This window comes from Echinicola arenosa, assembly GCF_014841125.1.
Taxonomy (GTDB): domain Bacteria; phylum Bacteroidota; class Bacteroidia; order Cytophagales; family Cyclobacteriaceae; genus Echinicola; species Echinicola arenosa.
Genome location: NZ_JACYTQ010000007.1, coordinates 177,179 through 198,716, shown reverse-complemented (window position 1 = coordinate 198,716; position 21,538 = coordinate 177,179). Strand labels below are relative to the sequence as shown.

General features: G+C 39.8%; 15 protein-coding genes. All 15 read right to left on the bottom strand.

The genetic code is table 11. From position 1 onward, the window contains the following. Window positions 1-106: 106 nt before the first annotated feature. A complete protein-coding gene (locus IFO69_RS17760) occupies window positions 107-574 on the bottom strand; it encodes a hypothetical protein (protein ID WP_192011475.1) in 468 nt (155 codons plus the stop codon). Between the two features lie 25 nt (window positions 575-599). Then, window positions 600-2,801, bottom strand: coding sequence for a DUF748 domain-containing protein (locus IFO69_RS17755; protein WP_192011474.1), 2,202 nt, complete (start codon window positions 2,799-2,801; stop codon window positions 600-602). 242 nt (window positions 2,802-3,043) lie between these two features. Next, window positions 3,044-4,618, bottom strand: a complete 1,575-nt coding sequence (locus IFO69_RS17750; RefSeq protein WP_394354478.1) for a sulfatase family protein — start codon at window positions 4,616-4,618, stop codon at window positions 3,044-3,046. Between the two features lie 226 nt (window positions 4,619-4,844). After that, window positions 4,845-5,660 carry a cyclase family protein gene (locus IFO69_RS17745; RefSeq protein WP_192011473.1) on the bottom strand — a complete coding sequence of 272 codons (816 nt, stop codon included), beginning with the start codon at window positions 5,658-5,660 and terminating at the stop codon, window positions 4,845-4,847. A 139-nt stretch (window positions 5,661-5,799) separates the two neighbouring features. Further along, complete coding sequence (locus IFO69_RS17740) at window positions 5,800-6,504, bottom strand: DUF3307 domain-containing protein (protein ID WP_192011472.1); 705 nt, start codon at window positions 6,502-6,504, stop codon at window positions 5,800-5,802. Beyond that, window positions 6,501-7,202 carry a LuxR C-terminal-related transcriptional regulator gene (locus tag IFO69_RS17735; protein WP_192011471.1) on the bottom strand — a complete coding sequence of 234 codons (702 nt, stop codon included), beginning with the start codon at window positions 7,200-7,202 and terminating at the stop codon, window positions 6,501-6,503. The genes IFO69_RS17740 and IFO69_RS17735 overlap by 4 nt, the downstream gene beginning before the upstream one ends. A 141-nt stretch (window positions 7,203-7,343) precedes the next feature. After that, on the bottom strand, window positions 7,344-8,336 hold the full coding sequence (locus IFO69_RS17730; RefSeq protein ID WP_192011470.1) for a Gfo/Idh/MocA family protein: 993 nt from the start codon (window positions 8,334-8,336) through the stop codon (window positions 7,344-7,346). Beyond that, window positions 8,333-9,346, bottom strand: a complete 1,014-nt coding sequence (yiaK, locus tag IFO69_RS17725; protein ID WP_192011469.1) for a 3-dehydro-L-gulonate 2-dehydrogenase — start codon at window positions 9,344-9,346, stop codon at window positions 8,333-8,335. The genes IFO69_RS17730 and yiaK overlap by 4 nt, the downstream gene beginning before the upstream one ends. Before the next feature lie 113 nt (window positions 9,347-9,459). Then, window positions 9,460-10,770: a pectate lyase family protein gene (locus IFO69_RS17720; protein ID WP_225444199.1), complete on the bottom strand. Its 1,311-nt coding sequence runs from the start codon at window positions 10,768-10,770 to the stop codon at window positions 9,460-9,462. A 20-nt stretch (window positions 10,771-10,790) separates the two neighbouring features. After that, complete coding sequence (locus IFO69_RS17715) at window positions 10,791-12,218, bottom strand: glycoside hydrolase family 28 protein (RefSeq protein WP_192011467.1); 1,428 nt, start codon at window positions 12,216-12,218, stop codon at window positions 10,791-10,793. Window positions 12,219-12,330: 112 nt separating this feature from the next. Further along, the gene (locus IFO69_RS17710; RefSeq protein WP_192011466.1) at window positions 12,331-12,720 is read right to left on the bottom strand and encodes a VOC family protein; all 390 of its coding nucleotides are present in this window, start codon (window positions 12,718-12,720) and stop codon (window positions 12,331-12,333) included. Between the two features lie 161 nt (window positions 12,721-12,881). After that, window positions 12,882-14,312: a pectate lyase family protein gene (locus tag IFO69_RS17705; RefSeq protein ID WP_225444189.1), complete on the bottom strand. Its 1,431-nt coding sequence runs from the start codon at window positions 14,310-14,312 to the stop codon at window positions 12,882-12,884. Between the two features lie 131 nt (window positions 14,313-14,443). Beyond that, window positions 14,444-16,093 (bottom strand): DUF4957 domain-containing protein, encoded by a 1,650-nt coding sequence (locus IFO69_RS17700; protein ID WP_192011464.1) that lies wholly within the window; start codon window positions 16,091-16,093, stop codon window positions 14,444-14,446. 31 nt (window positions 16,094-16,124) lie between these two features. Further along, entirely contained in the window at window positions 16,125-17,930 is a 1,806-nt protein-coding gene (locus tag IFO69_RS17695) for a RagB/SusD family nutrient uptake outer membrane protein (protein WP_192011463.1), read from the bottom strand. Window positions 17,931-17,948: 18 nt separating this feature from the next. Next, window positions 17,949-21,236: a SusC/RagA family TonB-linked outer membrane protein gene (locus IFO69_RS17690; protein WP_192011462.1), complete on the bottom strand. Its 3,288-nt coding sequence runs from the start codon at window positions 21,234-21,236 to the stop codon at window positions 17,949-17,951. Window positions 21,237-21,538: the final 302 nt, after the last annotated feature.

Genomic DNA, 21,538 nt, shown 5'->3' with positions numbered 1-21,538 from the left:
TCAACAAACCACTTATTTGCTCCAAAAATTATAATTTTTTGCAGATAAACTCTCTAAAATGCGACATGGCAACCCTTAGGGTTACCATTACCAAACCAATTGGTTTTTAGAAAAACCTTAGGTAAGGCCTAGCTGCAAAAGGTGAAAACGGCCAAGGTATATTGATCAAAATAAGTAAAATGCCCACCGTGTAGCAGATTCCCAATATTTTAAACTTCTTTTGGTCTTCATCTTTTTTCTTGGCCAATGACACTCCCATACTGATAACAAAAACAGCCAGAAACATCATAGAGCTATGTTCCATTCCGAAAAACCTAATTTGTCTTTCATGGACAGCCTCATTATAATGCTGATAAAAATACCTGATAATTGGACTTAAAAAATAAAGAAGTGCTCCTATCGTAAATTGGAGATGCAACATGGAAACTGCGATCCTATTCGATTTTTCATCAAAATTATCAAATGGCCTATTAGTGAACCAACCTCTATAAATTCGAAAAACAGCCACCAAAACGCTCGCCAAAACCAACCACCTAACAATAGAATGAAGAGAAAGCAAAGTGGTATAAAGCATAAAGGCATGGGGGATAATTGAGCGACTATTCTACGTCAAATGTAACCACAAATCCACTTTTATCAATTGGAATTTTTGGTATTTCTTCCAGTTCCACGAATGAAAATTTATTGATTTTGCTACTATCCTTTGTACTGATGTAGTGAATAATATTCTCTCTTCTTGCAGTTTCAAGAAGTTTGGCTTGAGGCAGGACATTCTCCATACCAATCAATTCCAAAGCCAAAGAATCTGGAGATTGAACCAATTGGGCACTGTCCAACTCTGGGTTATTCAACAACAACCTGCCCTTCATAAAATTTATAAAATGAATATCATTATCTGCTATCCTTTCATCCGCTTTTACATTTCCTTCCATATTTATCCCCAGTTGTTCGGAAAGATATTTATTCTTAGCCTCATATATGGCCAAATTCATGGATTCAATTTGGTCGGGTTCATAATAGGAAAGTTCAACCAATAATCCTGGTTTTTTATCCATCAGTACCATTAGATTATCCAAGGATTTTTGTTGCTCTTCCATTACCAAACTGTCTAAAGGCTCAAACTCAACATAATTGATATCTTCCTCTTTCATCCCAAATACATTGGCCAACAACTTTCCTGGAGCAGATACCACCTTATCCAGGTTTTGCTTGATGATTTGCCAAACGATGGGCCACACTTTGAACTGTGGATCATAAAGGTTTCCCTCCATAGGAAGGTCAAGGTTAACCACACCGTTTTTATCCTTCAACAAAAACACACCAAATTTGAGTGGCAGCACATAGAGGACATTTTTTGAGACCCTCTTACCGACCTCAAGATCATAGACCGTTATCTTATTTTCACTGTCCATGATTCCATCCTTGACCGTAGTCTTTCCACTATAAACCAAATTGCCTTCAAAAATAGGATGGCCTGCATAGGTCATACTGAATGGACTAAGGTCTTCCATTTGGAACCCCTTTACCACAAAATCCAAAGAAAAATCAAGCGGCTTATTAGGGTCAAATATCAAATTGGCATTATAATTCCCCTGCACGTTCAGTACACCAGTACTGCTTAACTTTGCTTCTTGGCTATCTGAACGGATATTATCAGCTAATGCCGCTATTTCGGTAATATTATATTCAAAATATTCGTCCAAGGCATAATCCCTGTATTTCATGCTACTATTTACCACCAAAAAAGTGTCTATAGAGTAATAGTATTCCGTCTCATTGACTTGTGTAGGGACTGTGTCATTGCTTGCACTTTCTGTTTCTCCTTCTTCTAGCATCGGAGCAAACATCACCATCATATTATTAGTACTGTCCAACATATCAAAGCGCATTTTAAAGTTTTCCGCATAAACGCGCCCCACTTCATATCGCTCTTTGAAAACATCAATATTCTTTAAAGAAACCATTATTGAATCAGCCTCAATAACCGGACTTTGAGCGGTGTCTTTGACTGTTAGTTGAGTTACCCAAGCTTTCCCATCAATATTCACATTGGTTTCCTGCCCAAAGATGCCAACAATACGCACATCCCCTCCTGAAACTCCTTCGAAATCCTCCGAAATCACGTAATCACTCAAATAAGGTTTGATAATATCCAGTTTTAACCCCCGTAGGGACAACCGCGCATCCAACTTGTTTTGCGAGGGATAGTAATCATTTTTCACTGTTAAATGTCCTGTCTTATTGATCACCAATTTAATATCCATATTGGCCGATTCACTGTTGTAAGCAAAACGTGGCAATTCCAAGGATAAGTCATCCATGACCACTTCATGATCGATTTCGGTTTCATAGTAAGTGACGATCCCTTTGTCCATCCTAAAATTCAGGATTTCAAAGGCAATGGTACTCTCCTCTACACCTTCCTCCTCTGGATTTTCTGAAACCAACAAATCATCAAAATTAAAATTCCCCGTGCGATTGACCACATGAACATAGGGACTGTCCAATGCTACTTCTTCAAACTGAAAATTACCGGTAACCATTTTCAGAAAATTGATATTGATATCCAAGCTGGCAAAGCCTGAAAACTGTGTAGAGTCTTCCTGTTCATAAACGGTGAAATTTTCAGAATGTACCTTGCCATTAAAAGGATTAAAACTCAATTTTTCTAAAAATGCTTTTCTCCCTATAAGTTCTTCTGAATGCTTATTAAAGTAGTTTTTAACAAAATATGGAGAAATATAAAGCATCAAGTAGACACTAAAAATGACCACACTTATTATTAGGAGTATCTTCTTCATAATTGGGTATAAAGACTAAAAATGTACTCTTGTTTTCGTAAACCAATATACCACATTTAGGTATAAACCTACTTAAATAATTGAGCTTTTATTTATCCCTACCTTTATCACTTGTAGGTATGTTTTCTCAATCCAATTCAATCGAAATCCGAAGCATAGGTTTTCTAATGATACTTATCTAAAAGACAAAACCCCAATTGATCACGCTCAATAGGGGTTTTGTTCAAAATTGTCACTAAGAATTACAGCTGCGGAATAACTACTTCATCTTTATATTCCTTCATCAATTCCTTTAGCTTTTGATGCATATTCTCCTGTACTTCAGCATAAGCAGGGTCACCATACAAATTGTTCATCTCTTTGGGATCTTCCTGAAGGTCATAAAGCTCCCATTCATCAATATCATAATAAAAATGAATAAGCTTATAACGATCAGTCCTTACACCATTATGTCTTTTTACAGCATGAATGCCCGGGTATTCATAGTAGTGATAATAAAGTGCATCTCTCCACTCCACCTTCTCACCTTTTAACAAAGGCAACATGCTTTTGCCTTGCATATCTTCTGGAATATCCACTCCAGCTGCATCCAACATGGTTTCTGCAAAATCAAGGTTTTGTACCAAATCAGTGTTTTTGCTTCCCGCCGTGATGACACCTGGCCATTTGATCATCAAAGGAGTTCTAAACGACTCTTCGTACATAAAACGCTTGTCAAACCAGCCATGCTCTCCAAGGTAAAAACCTTGGTCTGAAGTATAGATAATGATGGTATTTTCAGCCAAACCATTCTCTTCCAAATAATCCAAAAGTCTTCCCACATTTTCATCCACGGATTCAATACTGGCCAAATAGTCCTGCATGTACCTTTGGTATTTCCATTTGGTCAGCTCATCACCATGAAGGCCAGCTTTTTCAAATGCCTCATTAATTGGCCCATAAACCTCTTCCCATGCTGCTCTCTCCTCTGGACTCATCCTGTCCAAATTGCCATGGTAAGCACTGGCATACCAGTTGATAAACTCTTTGTACCCCAACTTCTCAACAATATCCGGGTGGATTTTACTGTCGTTCGTTAACCCCATATGGGTGGATATTCTCATTTCGGCTTCTTTGGCAGCCCTGCCTCTCCCCTCATAGTCATCGAACAAGCTTTCAGGTTCTGGGAATTCCTTTTGGGTATAGTTTCTGAAGTTTTCCTCAGTAGGCAACCACTCTCTATGGGGAGCTTTGTGCTGATACATCAACATAAAAGGCTTATCTTTATCTTTAGCCTCTTCCAACCAGTTTATCGCAAAATCCGTAATCAAATCCGTAACATAGCCAGAGTCCAACACAATCCCTTCAGGTGTTCTAAATTCAGGGTTATAGTAGTGCCCTTGTCCCGGAAGCACCTTCCAGTAATCAAAACCAGTGGGTTGGGTTTTCAAGTGCCATTTACCGATCATGGCAGTTTGATAGCCATTTTCCCTCAGGATCTTTGGATAAGTAACCTGAGTACTGTCAAACCGGACAGCATTGTCCACCAAGCCATTGATGTGACTGTGTTTCCCGGTCAGGATCACAGCCCTACTTGGAGCACAAATGGAGTTACTAACAAAGGCGTTCTCAAATAACATCCCTTCATTGGCAATTCGATCTATATTTGGTGTATTGATCAGGGTAGACCCATAGGCGCTGATCGCCTGATAAGCATGGTCATCAGACATGATAAAAATGATATTGGGCCGCTTGGTTTCAGCAGTTTCTTCTTTTTGTTCTGTTTCGCAAGAAGTCAAGCTTCCAACCAAAGCCATTAGGAACGCTAAACCTCCCATCATTCTTCCTGAAACAAAGTATTTAAAGGTCATTATTAATGTAATTTTTGGGTTAATAAAGCATAAATTTAGGTAAACCGCCCCATAAAGCAAGTTGATTGGGGCTCAACTGTTCAAGAAGTTTGAAAATCCATCCACCTTTCATTAAAAAAAAGCAACTTAGGGGTTTTAATACTTCATCATCAACTGACATATTGCTAAAACCATTGAGTTTTTTTTCATAAGCTTATTCCAAAATGGCCACTATCCTCAATGGTCCTCCACTTCCCCCTTCTATTTTAATAGGCAAAGCAATCACCTTAAACCCCTTTGCTGGTAGTTTATCCATATTGGCAACGTTTTCAAAAGCCGGAATATCATGGGTCATCAATGCCACATGGGTTTTAAAATACTCCGATTGCCCGTGATCTATACTTGGAGTATCAATTCCCACTGATTTAATTTTTCGGTTTTCCATCAACCAATTCGCTGCTTCAGGAGAAAGGCCCGGGAAATGTAGGTCCTTAACCGCCTCTGCTCCTCTTTCTGTAGTACCTAAGTATTTACCTTTATCTGGGTAATACTGGCTATGCCCAGAGTACAAAAGAACTATGCTTCCTTCTGGAATTTCTCCATTTGTTTTCTCCCATTCTTGGATATCCTCTACCTTGATCTGATAGTCTGGATTGGCCAATCCTTTTTCAGATACATCTATTTTTACCGCCGACCCAATCAATTGCTCCAAAGGAATTTTATCTACCGACACCCCATTTTCAGCAAAATGGACTGGAGCATCTATATGTGTCCCACCGTGCTCAGACGTCTCAAAGTTATTGGCTGCATAAAAATAGCCTTTATCGGTCTGCCCTTTTGCTACTTCTTCTAACTCAAACTCTTTTGATGTTACCCAATAGACAGTCTTATCAGAAAAGGCATAGGTGAGGTCAATGATTTCACCGGACATTTTAGTCAAATCCGATCCGATAGACTCCTTTTTAACTTGCTGCACATTCATACCACAAGAAACTAAAATAAAGACTAAACAGATAATCAGGAGTTTCATAGGGGATATAATTTTGGAGTTTATAAATACATGCATATCAATTTACTAAAACACTATTAAATAATTGTGATTGACTGTATTGAAAACTTTTATCTCAATACTTCTAACATTCAGCATGTTATTTAACATGTAAGCTTTCTCAAACAAAACCAATCAATAGCCCCAGTAAAACAGCTATGCCAAAACTTAACATCGTGCCGATCAATACATATTCTGTTTTGATGGTATCATCGTTTTTGTAGCGAAGGATTGACTTTGCGGCTATTAAAAACCCCACAGCTTCGAATTGTTTCAATAAAATAAAAGTCAAGACCAAAACCCTTTCTAAAACACCAATCAGTTTACCGGCATTGGGAAGGTCATCCGTTCCCGGCACACTGATTTGATAAGCTCTGAACATCTCTTTGATAAATATATTGGCCGGTTTTAGACAAAGTAAATACGCAAAAACCCCAATCAATCCCTTTATCCCGATGGGAATATTCACCCACGCATCCAACTCAGCATAATAGGCATAAGCTACTGTCACACTGACCAACATTAAAACATGCAAAGCTTGATCAATAAAAAAAGAATATCGACCTATTATCCTATTTTTGCTGATCCAGGGCTTACTGCCATCAATCATAAAATGAGTCAGAGCAATGATCAAAGCACCATACACAAACCTGGTCTGGAATGACAATCCCCAAGAAAATAAAAACACGATCAATATGTGCCACTTCAAAAATGGACTTCTGAAACCCAGTTCATTTTTTTGAATCGCCAACCTGTCTGTTTGGAAAAAAAAATCTGCCAGAACATGAGCGATAAATTGCAAAACTAAAAATTGACCTAAGTTCATTGAATATCTTTTTTAAGGGTTTTAGCAAAATATTCCACCGTCTTCTCTATGCTATTCCAGCCTACACTTGTGCTATGCTGATTGACCACTGATTGGCTAATCCCCAACTTTTCTGCAATCTCGTCTTCGTTCTTGCCCATTAATTTCCAATACAATACTTCACTTTGCCGGGAAGTGGCTTTACTCAACAAAATATCCAGCAAAGCCATTATAGGCTCAAACTGTTCATTAAGGTTTTCCTCATGAGAAGTGAAAAACAAAGTGTTTTTGATCACCACCCTTTCCTTATCGTGAGTGGAAGCCGATTGATTGATCAACCTTCCTGCTAAGTATACCGCCTCTCCATCCATGATTCCTTTTTCGGGATCATACCTTGGTAAGTCGCCATAACCAATAGCTAATCGAATTCCATGCGTTTTGAACAACTTGATCCGAATATTATCTTTTCTCGAATCAGCTTGCTGCACTTCAATTGATTTGACAAAACTCTTGATCGCTAATGCTACCTGAAGAGCATCTTGAGGGGCTTTGCAAACACACTCGAGATAATCACCTTTGATAAGTCTACCGAATGTTTCAAATTTATCAGCCAATGCTCCCAACAATTCCCTTAAACGCATTTCTAGCATCGCCCGATCCTCCAACACCAAACTGGTAGAGGACACAATATCTCCCGATATAACTGTCGCTTTTCGCATAACTTAAAACTTGATGCAACTCAAATATATACTTAAAAGCATATAAAACCAATTTATATGCTTAAAAACATATAAATAATAAATATAGGTTTAAAAACCTATAAAATACAAATACATTAATTTAGGCATATAAAGTAAAAGTCAATGGCCAATTTGATCCATCACCCAATTTGTTCTAGCTGCCGACATTCCAGTAGATGGACTTGAAGCTATTCCTAGCATATCCCCCACAATATCCTGAATTAAAATATTTTGAATATGTTTAGGTAAATCAAATTCGAATAGCTTTCCCCCCTCGATTTCACTATCCAATATCAATTTACCATCACCAAATGTCTCATAACTGATTTGACCTTTACTCCCATAAATAGTAGTGCTGTCTTTTTCTGAAACCTTACTTGATGTAAAACACCAGCTTCCGGATCCCATAACTCCCGATTCAAATTCAAAAGTAGCCACAACCAAATCTTCTGCCTCATAGATTCCTGCTTGGTTTGTCTTAAAACCTTTGACCTTCATAATTGGCCCCAGAGCAAAATCAAGGAAATCCAACTGATGTGATGCCAAGTCATAAAAATAGCCACCACCAGCCACCTCAGGGTTTATTCTCCAATTATTGGTCAGGTTCCTGACAATGTCCGGCCTCAAAACTTGATTCATCTGTATATTTACATACCGCACTTCACCTATTGCTCCAGCAGCGATCAGCTCCTTGATCTTTACAAAATGGGGTAATGTTCTGCGATAATAAGCCACATATAAAGGCACACCTGCAGCTTCACATGCTGCCATCATTTCTTTGCACTCCTCATAAGTTCTGGCCATGGGCTTTTCTACATAGACAGGCTTTCCAGCAGCTGCTGCTTTTAGGGTAAGCTCCTTATGCACATGGGGAGGAGTAGCAATGTAGATAGCATTTACTTCAGGGTCATTGATCAGCTCATCTGCATCAGTATACCACTTGGGGACGTGGTGCCTTCTGGCATAGTCTTTAACTTTCTCTTCATTTCTTCTCATCACCGCTACAAGACGACTGTTTTCCACTAAATTCATAGCGGGAGCACTTTTCAACTCACATACATCACCAACACCCAAAATCCCCCAACGCACTTCATTATCTTCTATTTTTTTCATTCTATTAAACTTAAAATGCCGTTCCAAATATCAATATCTACAGGAACTCCTTTTTCCATATTTTCCTCCCTGATCTTCAGCGTGTTTTCTCCCGGGTAACGTACTTTCCCCTTTCCATCAAAAGTAGCTGACCGACTTAAATCACCTATTATACCGTCTGATTTCTCCTCCATCCACTCTTTCATGCCAAATTTGTTTGGATCCAAAGCCACAAAAACCTGTGAAAGGCCATATTCCTCACCACTTTTGCCCACCTCATGCGTAGCTTCTCCACCTGATAACAAAACGGCCAGCATATCTATCATCAAACTCAACCCCGCTCCTTTCCATAAACCAATCGGCAAAGCTAACTCATGTTCTATAATTTCCTTAGGAGATTTGGTAAGTTTGCCCGACTGATCAAATCCTGCTTCATAAGGCAATTCCTTACCTTCTTTTTCATAAATAGCCATTTTTCCATACGCAAATTGCGACATGGCCATATCTAATACTACCGGTCCTTTTTGACGAGGAATAGCAACTACCAAAGGGTTATTACCCAGTTTAGGCTCACTGCCACCCCAAGCAGGCATATTGGGTTTGGTATTGGTAAAGCAAATCCCAATGCATCCAGCTTCCACAGCTTGCCATCCAAAATTCCCCGCTCTCATCCAATGATTTGTATTCTGGAGTGCCACACAGCCAATACCACTTGATTTAGCTAATTCCAAACACCTATCCATAGCCAAGTGGGCATTGATATTACCGGGACCTAATAATCCATCCCAACGCTCAAAAGCACCAAAACTCGCAATGGTCTCTGGATGGGCATGTACGTCGATCAAACCTTTTTTAATAAAATTCAAATAACTTAAAAACCTGTTCAGCCCATGTGAAGGAACTCCATCTAAACTTGATTGAGCAAATAAGTGAGCACTGAGCTCAGCATTTTCAGCTGAAAATTGGTATTGTACAAGTACTTTGGCCAGTACTTCCTGTAAAGTTAAAAAAGGGATACGTTGGTCTTCCATGGGATATAAGTCAAACCAATTTATTGATTATCTTTTCCATGACCAAGCCAAAAACTATAATAAATCAAAGAAGAAAACACCCACCGTGACAACTTCCGTCAAAGCGGGTATTTTCAACTCCCAATCAATTCATTTAAGTAAATTTCAATGTTGGTATACTGCTTATCCAAGTCAAAACCGGCTGAATCATCAGCTGAATTGGGATTTAGACGGTGCTTTTTCTCCCAAACATCTGGCATGCCATCCTGATCTGAATCTTTTGGTGCTTTTTTGGACTTTAGCAAAGGCCATCCTCCCACATCCGATTGGCTATCAATGATACCATTTCCATGTTTTCCCAGAGTACTAATGCCTGATCGTACTTCATTAACCACCCTCCTATCCACTTGGTCCCGATACAAACTAGCACCTACTTTTGTCAAAACCTTTTCATAAGCCACCTCTGCTTTTTCCTGATCATTTGCCATAACAAAAGGAAAAGGTTCATTCACCAATACCTCTGACAAATCTTCGACTCCATCTACTCCCTGGCTATTGTCCTCGCTGACTTCTTCAGAGGCTGTCATTACATTTCCTTTCAAATAAAATTGGCCAAAAGGAGCATAAGGTTCCACTATTCTACGCTGGTTTGATTTTGTGGCTGGACCAGCTTTATAGTAATTTCCAATGATATTATGATGTCCTTCCTCTCCTGCATATGAGCTATTGCTCTTCCAATTATAGATCACATTGTTTCGGAAATCAACCATTTCCTTTTCCGGCATTTTGTGATACCTAGCTCCATTAAACCTTGGCAACCTGCTATTATGGCTGGCCAATAAATTATGGTGAAAGGTGGCCTTCATACCACCCCATATCCCGCCATAACCATGATCTCCCTTGGCATGAACTGATTCATTAAGACTTTCAGAAATAATGCTCCATTGCAGTGTGAAGTTTTCATTGTCGTAGAATGAGCCACACTCATCTGTGGCCCAGCTCAAGGAACAATGGTCAATTATGACATCCTTGTTTCTAATACAACTCATGGCGTCATCCTGCACCTTTTCCAGGTCGCCCAAACGGCTTCTTATATAGCGAATAATGACATTGTCTCCTTTTATTTTGATGGGATAGTTTTGGAGCGTGATTCCACCTCCAGGAGCAGATTGACCCGCTATGGTCAAGTCCCCATAATTGATATCCAAGCTTGACTCCAATTTGATATTTCCAGAAACAGCAAAAACGATAATTCTAGGGTATTTCTTTCTAATTGCCTCTCGAAGACTTCCAGGACCGTCGTCATTTAAATTATGAACCACCAACACCTTTCCTCCTCTTCCCCCAGTGGTATATTTTCCAAAACCATCCGCTCCGGGAAAAGCGGGTACTCTAATTCCTTCATCAACTTGAGCAAAATTTGAAATTATTGGAAATACCACCATTAACAAACAAATGATCCCTTTCATTTTTTACCCTCCAATTCTATTTCCTTTCCATTGATAGTAACATTATTAAACGAAACACCTTTCACATTGGAAAATTCGTAATCTTTCTCTACATGTTTAATGTTGATGTTTTTCAATTTAACATTCTCAACGGGTGAACTTTCGTAACCTTCCAGGAGTACTCCTACTTTACCACCATCCATCACCTCCATATTCTCGACCCTGATATTCCTTACGATGGGCACATAAGCCCCTGAGTCTTCATAAAACATATTCACCCTGATTACCTGTTGCGAAATCTGCCCTACTGTGATATTTCTTAAATAAATATCCTCAATGACTCCTCCTCTCATTGAACTGGTTTTGATTCGCAAAGCCCGCTCCAAATGCGGGCTGTTCATTTCACAATTTTCCGCAAAAACGTTTTTTACTCCTCCTGATATTTCACTTCCTATCACCACCCCTCCATGGCCATCAGCCATTTTGCAGTTTTGTATGATAATATTTTCACTGGGTATATTGATCCTTCTTCCATCTGCATTCCTTCCCGACTTGATGGCAATGCAATCATCGCCAGTATTAAAAAAGCAATCCTTAATCAAGACATTTTTACTGGACTCAGGATCACACCCGTCTGAATTTGGCCCATGACTTTCCACAGTCACCCCTTCTATGGTTACATTTTGACATAAAACTGGATTTAAAATCCACATAGGGGAATTGACAATCTTCACACCTTGGATTAATACATTCTTACATAAGTACGGTTGAACAAATTGTGGTCTCAAGTAATATCCTTCACCGAAAACTCTGTTTTCCACTGGAATATCATCTTCCGCCATTTGGAATAACTTGTGCCTTTTATCAGCATCTTCCTGTTGGGGCATTCCTTCTTTCCAGCCATACTCCTTTTTACCTTTCCAAGGCCACCAATTGGTTTCATTGGCCTGACCATCCAACACTCCTTTCCCCGTTACAGCAATATTTACCTCTTCAAAAGCGTAGATCAAAGGGGAGTAATTCATTAATTCCACTCCTTCCCACCTAGTGTAAACCAAAGGCAAATAATCCTTTGGGTCGGTAGAAAATAAGAGTCTGGCTCCTTCTTCCAAGTGAAGGTTCACATTGCTTTGCAAGTATATTGGGCCTGTGGCATAACTTCCTGCCGGTACTAGAACTTTCCCTCCACCATCCTCCGAACAAGCTACAATAGCAGAACGAATGGCATCGCTGGCATCAGTCTGCCCATCTGCCACAGCCCCGTAATCCAAAATATTGTAAACCTCATCTCTGAATTCGGGAGTTTTGATGTTTTCCAGAATTTCAGGAACCAGATCCCAAACATCCGGCTCTGATACACCTTGCTTCTCCGCTCCACAAGAAGACAAAAAGACAAGACTAATTATCAAAATCAAATGGGGTTGAGTTCGTTTTAAAATATTCATGGGTTAATTGCTTTCATTGAAACTTAAAACATGCGTTTGGGTAGCAAAACGCACAACTCTTAATTAGCCTTACTTTTACTGCTCAGGCTGGTTTGATCTTTTGTTTAAACCCCTATGATTTAAGCATTGGTTTGGCTCTTTTACATAACTGTAAAGCCAATCCCCAAGGGTCTTTTAGCATGACCAAATGTGAACCATCCTCTAAGATATCATCACTCAATAATTCTGCACCTGCTGCCATAAGTCGATCACGGTCCACCGCAGGATCTTCTGATACCAAAGCCAAGTGAACAACCAGTGGATGCTGGTTTTCAAAGTCCAATATTGGGGCTTTTGGATTGCTATATATTTCAATCATGATGGTACCGCTATCGTCAGCCAAAAAAGTCATAAAGGGACTTTGGTCTTTTTTCATGACTACTTTTAAACCAATATGCTTTTCATACCAGTCTGACATCGCTTTTGGTTGTGCGACATTAATTGCAAAATGCTCAAATTTCATAATTATCTAATTTTTCCCTTGATTCTGACTTTATTACAAAGGCTAAAACACCTCCCTGATACTCTAACAATGTTTGTGTGACAAGTTACGAGATGATCAGTGAATCGCATCACTGCCAAAGTACATAAATTACATCAATAGACCTTTCACTTTACTTAATCTTACTTAGCAGGAAATTCCTTGATTAAGCTATTCATATAAATTTCCAGATAAGTATAAGGTGTGCCAGACTTCACTTTCTTTCCATCTTCGGGATCATTGGAATCCAAATCATTGGAGTTCTCCCATATATCTGGAATACCATCTGCATCAGTATCTATCACAGGGTTTCCTTCCTCAAGCACTGGCCAGCCACCTACATCACTTTGCGTGTCTATAATACCATTTGTACTTCCAAGTGAACCTTCAGCACTATAGGTTCCATTCTTAACATTGGCTAAAACCCTTGCATCAACGGCATCTCTCTTTATGCTGGCTCCAGCATTGGCCAAAACCAATTCATAAGCATCTTCCGCTGAATGGGTCGTTACAGAATATCCTTCCTCTTCATGAGGAATATTCATTTTTATACTGGCTTTGTCTGCTTCAGTGACTGTCCCATAACTACTATGAAACTGGTTAAAAACCCCATAAGCCCAATTATCATTGGAGGTTTGACTGCTTCCCTCAACTACATTTCCATCTATAAAAAACTTACCCCAAATGTCATATACTTCTGTACCTGTGACTTTATTTTTATCGATGGACATAATTCGGTTTCTCTTACTTCCAGAGGGTGTAGCTGGCCCCGGCTTATAGTAGCAGTTAACAATATTGACATTCATTGCCTCGCCTCCATATGCGGCATTGCTGCCCCAATTATATAACACATTGTTTCTTAAGTCCACCAAATCAGTGAGTGCGAAAGCTTTCCCTGCTTCTTCTCCGAGCCGAGGATTCCTACTGTCATGATGCGCCAATAAATTATGATGAAAGGATGCATATTTACCTCCCCAAATACCTCCATAGCCATGAGAACCTTTTTCATGGACTGAGTTTTTTAAGCTTTCCGAAATAATACACCATTGTAAGGTGAAATTTTCATTGGCATAAAAAGACACGCACTCATCAGTTGACCAGCTCATGGAGCAATGATCAATAATAATATCTTTATGAAACCTACCTCCTAAAGCATCTCCCTCCTGCTGGGCACTATCTCCCATCCTAAACCTCAAATACCTGATTATAACATTGTCAGCATCTATCGTTACCGGGTAATTTCTTAAAGTAATCCCATCCCCTGGAGCAGTCTGTCCAGCAATTGTCACATTGCCTCGAGAGATACTTAGTCTTGAGGTCAGTTCAATGGTACCACCAATATTAAAAACAATGGTTCTGGAGCCTGATTGATTTAGTGCATACCTTAAAGTTCCTTGACTCCCATCATCTGACAACTTTGTAACATAAAACACTTTACCTCCACGCCCTCCTGTGGCATATTGTCCATATCCTTCTGCACCCGGAAAAGCGTAAATAGGTCCATCATATGGCTCCCCTTCCTCTTCATTTGGAACATCTGGTTTCTCCTCTGAGCTACTACATGCAAAGCTCATTGTAGATATGCATAATGCTAGGCAAGCATTAAAAAAAAGATGGTTTATTTTCATGGTCTGTTTTAGAGTTCATTGAAAAGGTGTGACCAATTAGCCACACCTTTTTGATTTATTTTCAAAAGAAGAGCCCATTAAAGCACAACTCTCCATCTTGGATCTCCCGAGTCAAACCTTCCCGAGAAGCCACTATCTTTGAAGTTAAAGTTGTTCTGAGCAGGGTTCACCCACAAATCACTTTGACCTCCAGCATAGTTTCCTACTGGGAATCCTGGGATTTCACCACTAGAAAAACTGAAATCGTTAGTAGAGTAGACATTCACTATATCGAAATTGGTACCCTCTAATCCATCATTAATTCCACTGATACCATAACTGTCAGATTGGCTTTCATCCCAACTGTGACCGAAGATGCTGTTGTGAATCACAATTCCATTGGTCACATTATCTTGGCCGTCCCCTCCTCTGTATCTAAAGAATCCACCGCCAGTACCCACAAAATTGGCAAAAGTGCAACTCTCTATAACAAAAGATTCGGATTGGCTCCTTGAAGTAACTCCCCACTGAACCTTATTGAAAGTAGAATTCTCAAGCTTGATATTCTTGATCATCGCATCTGCTTCAGTATCCACTGTAAATAGACCATAACCTCCAATACTATCCACCACAGAATTGCTAATGGTATAGTTATCAATTACGGTCGTACCTCTTACCCGAAGGATACCTCTAAAAGTGCCTATTTTACAGTTTTCGAACATTAGTTCACCCACGTGAACATTGGATCGATTTGGGTTGAAAACATAATCCCCACTATAGTCTGCACCTCTCAACTCAAGGTCTATAAACCTGATATGGTCAATATCCGAATCATTGTCAATGTCCCAATTACCAGTCGTATAAAGTTTGGCTTTTTGTTCTCCGAAACCATAAGCAGCTCTGATGGTAATGGACTTATTAAGGTTACTACTTGGAAAATCATAAGTAACCCCTCGCTTCACTAAAATAGTGGCACCATCAGGAGCCATGTCCACAGCATCTGAAACAGCAGAAAGGCTTGAGTTTTCCCTAACATCAATTACTCCTGGCGCTGTCGGGTCAATATCAGCTGGCAGTGTGGTATAGTTTACCCATCCTCTCAAAGTTTCCCCACTGTAAATAGCAATCTGGTATTCCATTTCAGGCTCCAGCCCTGTTACGATTACTTCACCAGCCTCTTCCTCATCTGAAGTTACGGGTTGTTCATCCATCAGTGGAGTGGTCAGTTTAAGGTCATCACCTGCATATACCTTTACACCAGTTACAGCAGCTCCTGCCCTGGTCCAAGTAACACGTGCGGCAATATCAATCACATCATAGCTGGCAGGTTCATTGAGAATAGTTGGAAACCTTTGGGTCCTTACATTTCCAAGGTCAGCTATTTTACTATCATAGACTGGATCATCAGCATGAGCGGTAGCCCTTACCTGGTACAAAGTATTCCAGAACAGCTCTTCTCCAACCAAAGCAGCATCGATTACCACATAGTTGGTATCCGTTTCAAACAGGTAATCTGTTGTTTTAAAAGTATCTCTACTTACCTCAATTGTGTAAGAGATCGCCTCTTTCATTTTGCCCATATTGACAATGATCGTGTTTTCTTCAGAAAACAGATCCTCATTCAGCACTGGTCTGAAAAGCCTGGTTCTATCAAAAACCTCATCATCTTCCTTACAGCTGCTCAAGGCTACTACCCCAAGCGTAAGAACAAACAAGGCCATGTATATTCTATTTATATTTTTATTCATTGCTTCGTGTTTTTGAATTACAGATCAATTCTTAAAATCCGTAGCCATCATTGGACAAAGTTCCTTGACTATTGGCTATGGCTGATGCTGGAATAGGGAAAATATACCTTACTACACCTGGCTGAGGGCCATTGATGTAATTTTCCCAATCCTTGGTGATCCACTCTTGATAAGTGAACTGGTCGCTATGAAGGGCCAACAAGAATGACTGTTGGTTCCAAGTATCATCCGGCGGAGCCACAACTCTTCTGTTGGGGTTGAGGATGGTAAAGTCTCCACTTTCATCAGTTTTCCAATACATATAATCCGGAAACTGAGTAGTTCCATTAAATGCAGCATCAGCCAACTGTTTCAATCCTTCCACAGTTTCAGCCATTTTCTCAGAATAAATCCCCCAACGAATCAATTCATATTTCCTGATCATTTCACCACCAAACTCCCAAGCTCTTTCATCCACAATCGCATCAAAGAAAGTGTCCTTCCCACCTGAAACCTGCCCTACATAGGCATCTACTTTAGTTCCCCAGTAAGTGGCATCAAAAGCCCTTCTTCTCACTCTTTTTAAAGCCTCTTGGGCTTCCGCTGTAGGTCCGTTCAGCTCATTCTCTGCCTCAGCAAACATCAGCAAAACATCAGGATATCTCATCATTGGCCAGTTGATGCCAGTTCCTTTGGCAGAAGAAGCACCAGGAGGTGTATCCAAAAAGTGGCGGCTCCATTTACCTTGTCCTATATCCAAACCACCATTTACAAACTCTTGTTCGAAGCTAGGATTGATCTTATACAATGAACAAGTCACATCTCTTCTGATATCCGTTGTATCAAATGAAAGGTAGTAGGTAGGCGGAATAGCCATGTAGTTATTTCCGGAACCATAGCTATGGGCAGCTGTAGGGCCACCTTCTACCCTTACACCAATATTCCATGCCACATCTCCATTTCCTACTGCAAAAGGTACTTCAAATAATACATCTGAATTGACCGGAGTCAAGAATTTACATTCATTCATAAATACTTGACGGTAATCCTCTGGTAATTCACGGTCTTTTAGCGAAATCAATTTTGCAGTATAGTCTTTGGCGATCTGATAGTAATCCAAATAATCAGATTCTCTGGCCATGGTCAAATCAGGAGTCAAGTAATAGCCTCCTCGCTGTAAAGACAGTCTGGCAATCATCCCCAAAGTATATTCTCTGTTGACTTGTTCTATTCCATAAGGTACTTGGTCTGCCCAAAGCATATTGGCTTCAACATTTATAAGATTCTGAATCTCACCTGCCAAAATCACATTTCTGTTTTCCTTTGGTAGATTAAAGTCGTTGCCCGCTTTGGGAGCCTCCACAATATAAGGTACATCACCAAAGTAATAGATCAGCATACTGTACCAATAGGCTCTTAAGGTATAAGCTTCTCCTAATAGGTGATTCATGGTATTGGCCTCTGTTACATCAGAGGATTCCAATTTACCACTAGCCTCCAAACCTTCAATCGCAATATTGGCATCACGAATAGCTTGATAAGCATAAGTCCACACTATCTCCAAGTCCCTATTGCTTTCTAAAGCTTCCAAGTTCCAAATCTGGTAACGGTCTCCATTGCTGTTCCAACCACTTTGACGTTCTATATCTGTATTGCCAGTCATATTATTCGACAACCTTGACCGGAAAGCATCTTGGCCAAAGTGCGAATAGATTGCATTTACACCTTTTCTTGCATCATCTACATTCGAGAAAACATAATTGGTATCGAAAGTAGATAGCGATTCCGGCTCCAAGAAGTCACTACAAGAGCTCATCAAGGTCACCGCTGCTGTTATGATTATATATTTGATTTTCATAATACTGCTAATCTCTTTTTAGAATGTAATATTTAAGCCTACGGTATAAGACCTGCTGCGTGGGAAAGATGAATAATCCACACCAGGTGTCAGGGCAGCATAACTACTGCTTCTTGTAGTACTCACTTCTGGGTCATATCCTGAATAATCTGTCCAAAGTTTCAGATTACTACCTGTAGCATATACACGGAATTGAGACAGTCCTATTCTTGAAATCAATTCACGAGGCAAAGAATAACCTAGAGTCAGGTTGTTCAATCGAATAAAAGAACCATCTTCTACCGCCCAACTGTGAATAACCGCACCAGCGATTCCATAACTGTTATGTGACCAGATATTCTTATTCTCATTCAACTCTGCCAATTGACCCAAGTCTGTCACAATCTCACCCGGGGTGCCTGTATAAGCTCCATCTACATCTAAGTAAGTAAACCTATTATCGGAGGACATGGTGGTTAGCATGTTACCATAAGTAACCCTTCTGAATTGGTTATATTGGATTTTACCCGTGTTGTAGACATCATTGCCATATTGGTAATTGAAGAAGACTGCCGCATCAAACCCTTTCCATCTGGCATTGATTCCAAATCCACCTTGGTTTTTAGGAAGGGTGTTTCCTATCACTTGTCGGTCATCTGCATTGATCTCACCATCACCGTTTAGGTCCTTTAGTTTCAAGAAACCAGGTCTTAAGTTGGTGTTACCCACTACAGAAGTGGAATTGGGTACACCATCTTTTAGAATATATTCATCTGCGACCGCATCATATCCTTCAAAGTCATCTGTAGAATACATTCCATCAGTCACGTAACCGTAGATATCACCAATTCTTCCTCCTACCCTTAGGTAGAAATCATTGATATTGTTCAGATCCGTACTGGCCCAATTGGACTGGAAGAAGCGCTCATTAGTACCGTCCAATTCTTCAACTTTGGCCCTATTAAAGCCTGTATTAAAATTAACAGATAAGGAGAAGTCAGGCCGATCAATCAAGAAAGCATTGATCCCCAATTCCACTCCCTTGTTGGAGGTACTACCGATATTGTCCCATTGAGTATTAAAACCTGTATTAGGCGGAATGGCAGATTGAAGCAATAAGTCTTTGGTCGTGTTCTTATAAAAATCCAAACTACCTTCAACTTTAGCCTTGAAAAGGGTAAAGTCCAAACCAATGTTTTTGGTTACAGTTGTTTCCCATACTAGGTCAGGATTATAAAGCGTACTGCTACTTGGCGTGTAATAAACATTATCTATATTGCCAAATCCAGGACCTCTGTTGGTAGAGCCTTGGAACAAGAACTGAGTTGCAGTTGCTTCAATTCTGTCATTTCCAGTTTCACCAATACTCAATCTCAATTTCAATTCATCTACCCAAGAAGATGCTTTCAAAAAGTCCTCTTCAGAAATTTTCCAACCAACAGCTAAGGCAGGGAAAATCCCAACTCTATTTTCTTTAGCAAACTTGCTGGATGCATCAGACCTAATAGTTGCTGTAAACAAATATTTACCTAAGTATTGGTAATTGGCTCGACCAAATAAGGAAAATCTATTTACATCTGTAAACTCATTGGTCTCATGCCGGTCAACTCTACCAAAAGTCATATTCGCAAAAAGCTCTTCTGGAGTAATAGAAAGTCTAAAGTCCTCCACACGAACCATATCACTGTTCCCACCACTGGAGTAAACTTCCTGTCCAACCAACAAGTCTAAATCATGATCTCCTAGGTTGTCAAACTTATAAGAAACACTATTCAACCAACGGTAAGAGAAGGTGCTTCTTTCGCTTTTTACTCCCAAAGGTAAGCTACCTCCATTATTGAAGGATTCTCCGGTCAAAGGACCATAGAACCTTAAGTCATTTCTAAAGTCTCTGGAACCATTAAAAGTAGATTTGAAGTCCAAATTATCAATGATGGACCAAGTCAATCCTGCATTGAATACATAGTCATACTCTGTTCTTTTTCTCCAATCTTGCTTGGCCAGTTCCACTGGACTTACCAGACTCAGAAGAAAAGATTGGAAATCATCCTCGGAATTCACTTGATTCACATCAATATCCAATTCATCAGCAATACCATTTACTGGTCTTGTCTGTACTGCATCTTTGATATTGATTTGGGCACTTCCCGAGGTACCAGCCCCATCCACGATAGTATGTGTAATTCTGGTACCTATGTCCATTTTAAGCCTATCCGCCAAATCATGGCTTAACTTAAAGTTGATCACATTTCTTTTATAACCAGAATTTAACATGAGGCCTTCATCTGTATTATTGGTCAAGCTAAGCATCATTTTTGTTTTCTCGGTCCCACCAGAAATGCTCAAATTGTGGTATTGGCTTAATTTGGGATCGCCAAAAAGTTCTTCTTGCCAATCAGTTCCTGGCTTTTGTTGATAAAGCTCCAAGTCATCGTACACTCCATAATATCTCTCAAAATTCCTTACTGCTGCATCAGACTGAAGTTTAGCATATTCATAATTGGCCAAAACATACTCATAAGGGTCTAGCACTTCATATCTTCTGTCCTTTGGAAGCTGTTTCCATTGGAAAAAATTATTATAAGAAATAGAAGTTTTTCCAGCTTGAGGAGTTTTGGTGGTGATAACAATTACACCGTTTGCGGCTTGCGCACCATAAATAGCTGTTGCTGCAGCATCTTTCAAAACCGTGATGGTCTCTATATCTGTGGGAGGAATATCACGTATGCTTCCTACGATAAACCCATCCACTACATACAGTGGTGAGTTATCCTGAGTGACAGATCCTCCACCACGAACACGAATAACCACTTCTGCATCTGGAGAACCGTCAGTAGTCAATACATTTACACCGGGAAGACGTCCTGTAATGGCTTGTGCAGCACTGGCTACAGGAATTTTTGCCAGTTCCTTGCCCGACATTGATGCCACGGAACCTGTCATATCTGTTCGCTTGACAGTTCCATAACCGTAATCCACCACCTCTACCATATCCAATTGTGCTACATCCATTTCCATGGTCACATCAATGGTACTCCTACCTTCAATGGCGATTTCTTGCTTTATCATCCCAATAGATGAAAAGATCAAGGTTCCATTAGGATCGTCGACGGCAAGCGTATAAGCACCATCCATATCAGTACTTGTACCAGTGCCAGTTCCTTTTAACAATACGGTGACACCAGGAACGGTTTCACCATCCGAGCCCTTCACTACTCCTGTTATCGTCAATGATTGAGCGTAAAGTTCAACCATGGAAAATACCGTAAGCAGCAAAAACAGCGAGAGATATCGGGTAATACCCGATAAGTTTTTGGTAAACTTCATTTCGATATTGATTGGGTTTTGTTAATAAATATTTGTGATCAGAAAGTCGATAACTCTCTTTTTTAAATCCACACAATAAAAGTAGGTTTCAGCTATGTCCGCGGAGGGGACGTAATGCGGGGGAATTTCATGTTATTCTAATTAAGGGTTTACTAATCAAGTGACTAAATGATCGTGCAATTTGATATTGATTGCGCAATCGATTGCATATTAACGAATATATTTTTTATATACAAGTAAATTTCACACTTATTCATAATTTCAATATTAATATCTATTATGTAGACATTTTACACAACAAT

Excerpts from the sequence above, each read along its gene's own strand:
- IFO69_RS17760 (WP_192011475.1), bottom strand. The coding sequence starts at position 574 with ATGCTTTATACCACTTTGCTTTCTCTTCATTCTATTGTTAGGTGGTTG.
- IFO69_RS17755 (WP_192011474.1), bottom strand. The coding sequence starts at position 2,801 with ATGAAGAAGATACTCCTAATAATAAGTGTGGTCATTTTTAGTGTCTAC.
- IFO69_RS17750 (WP_394354478.1), bottom strand. The coding sequence starts at position 4,618 with ATGGGAGGTTTAGCGTTCCTAATGGCTTTGGTTGGAAGCTTGACTTCT.
- IFO69_RS17745 (WP_192011473.1), bottom strand. The coding sequence starts at position 5,660 with ATGAAACTCCTGATTATCTGTTTAGTCTTTATTTTAGTTTCTTGTGGT.
- IFO69_RS17740 (WP_192011472.1), bottom strand. The coding sequence starts at position 6,504 with ATGAACTTAGGTCAATTTTTAGTTTTGCAATTTATCGCTCATGTTCTG.
- IFO69_RS17735 (WP_192011471.1), bottom strand. The coding sequence starts at position 7,202 with ATGCGAAAAGCGACAGTTATATCGGGAGATATTGTGTCCTCTACCAGT.
- IFO69_RS17730 (WP_192011470.1), bottom strand. The coding sequence starts at position 8,336 with ATGAAAAAAATAGAAGATAATGAAGTGCGTTGGGGGATTTTGGGTGTT.
- yiaK (WP_192011469.1), bottom strand. The coding sequence starts at position 9,346 with ATGGAAGACCAACGTATCCCTTTTTTAACTTTACAGGAAGTACTGGCC.
- IFO69_RS17720 (WP_225444199.1), bottom strand. The coding sequence starts at position 10,770 with ATGGTGGTATTTCCAATAATTTCAAATTTTGCTCAAGTTGATGAAGGA.
- IFO69_RS17715 (WP_192011467.1), bottom strand. The coding sequence starts at position 12,218 with ATGAATATTTTAAAACGAACTCAACCCCATTTGATTTTGATAATTAGT.
- IFO69_RS17710 (WP_192011466.1), bottom strand. The coding sequence starts at position 12,720 with ATGAAATTTGAGCATTTTGCAATTAATGTCGCACAACCAAAAGCGATG.
- IFO69_RS17705 (WP_225444189.1), bottom strand. The coding sequence starts at position 14,312 with ATGAGCTTTGCATGTAGTAGCTCAGAGGAGAAACCAGATGTTCCAAAT.
- IFO69_RS17700 (WP_192011464.1), bottom strand. The coding sequence starts at position 16,093 with ATGAATAAAAATATAAATAGAATATACATGGCCTTGTTTGTTCTTACG.
- IFO69_RS17695 (WP_192011463.1), bottom strand. The coding sequence starts at position 17,930 with ATGAAAATCAAATATATAATCATAACAGCAGCGGTGACCTTGATGAGC.
- IFO69_RS17690 (WP_192011462.1), bottom strand. The coding sequence starts at position 21,236 with ATGAAGTTTACCAAAAACTTATCGGGTATTACCCGATATCTCTCGCTG.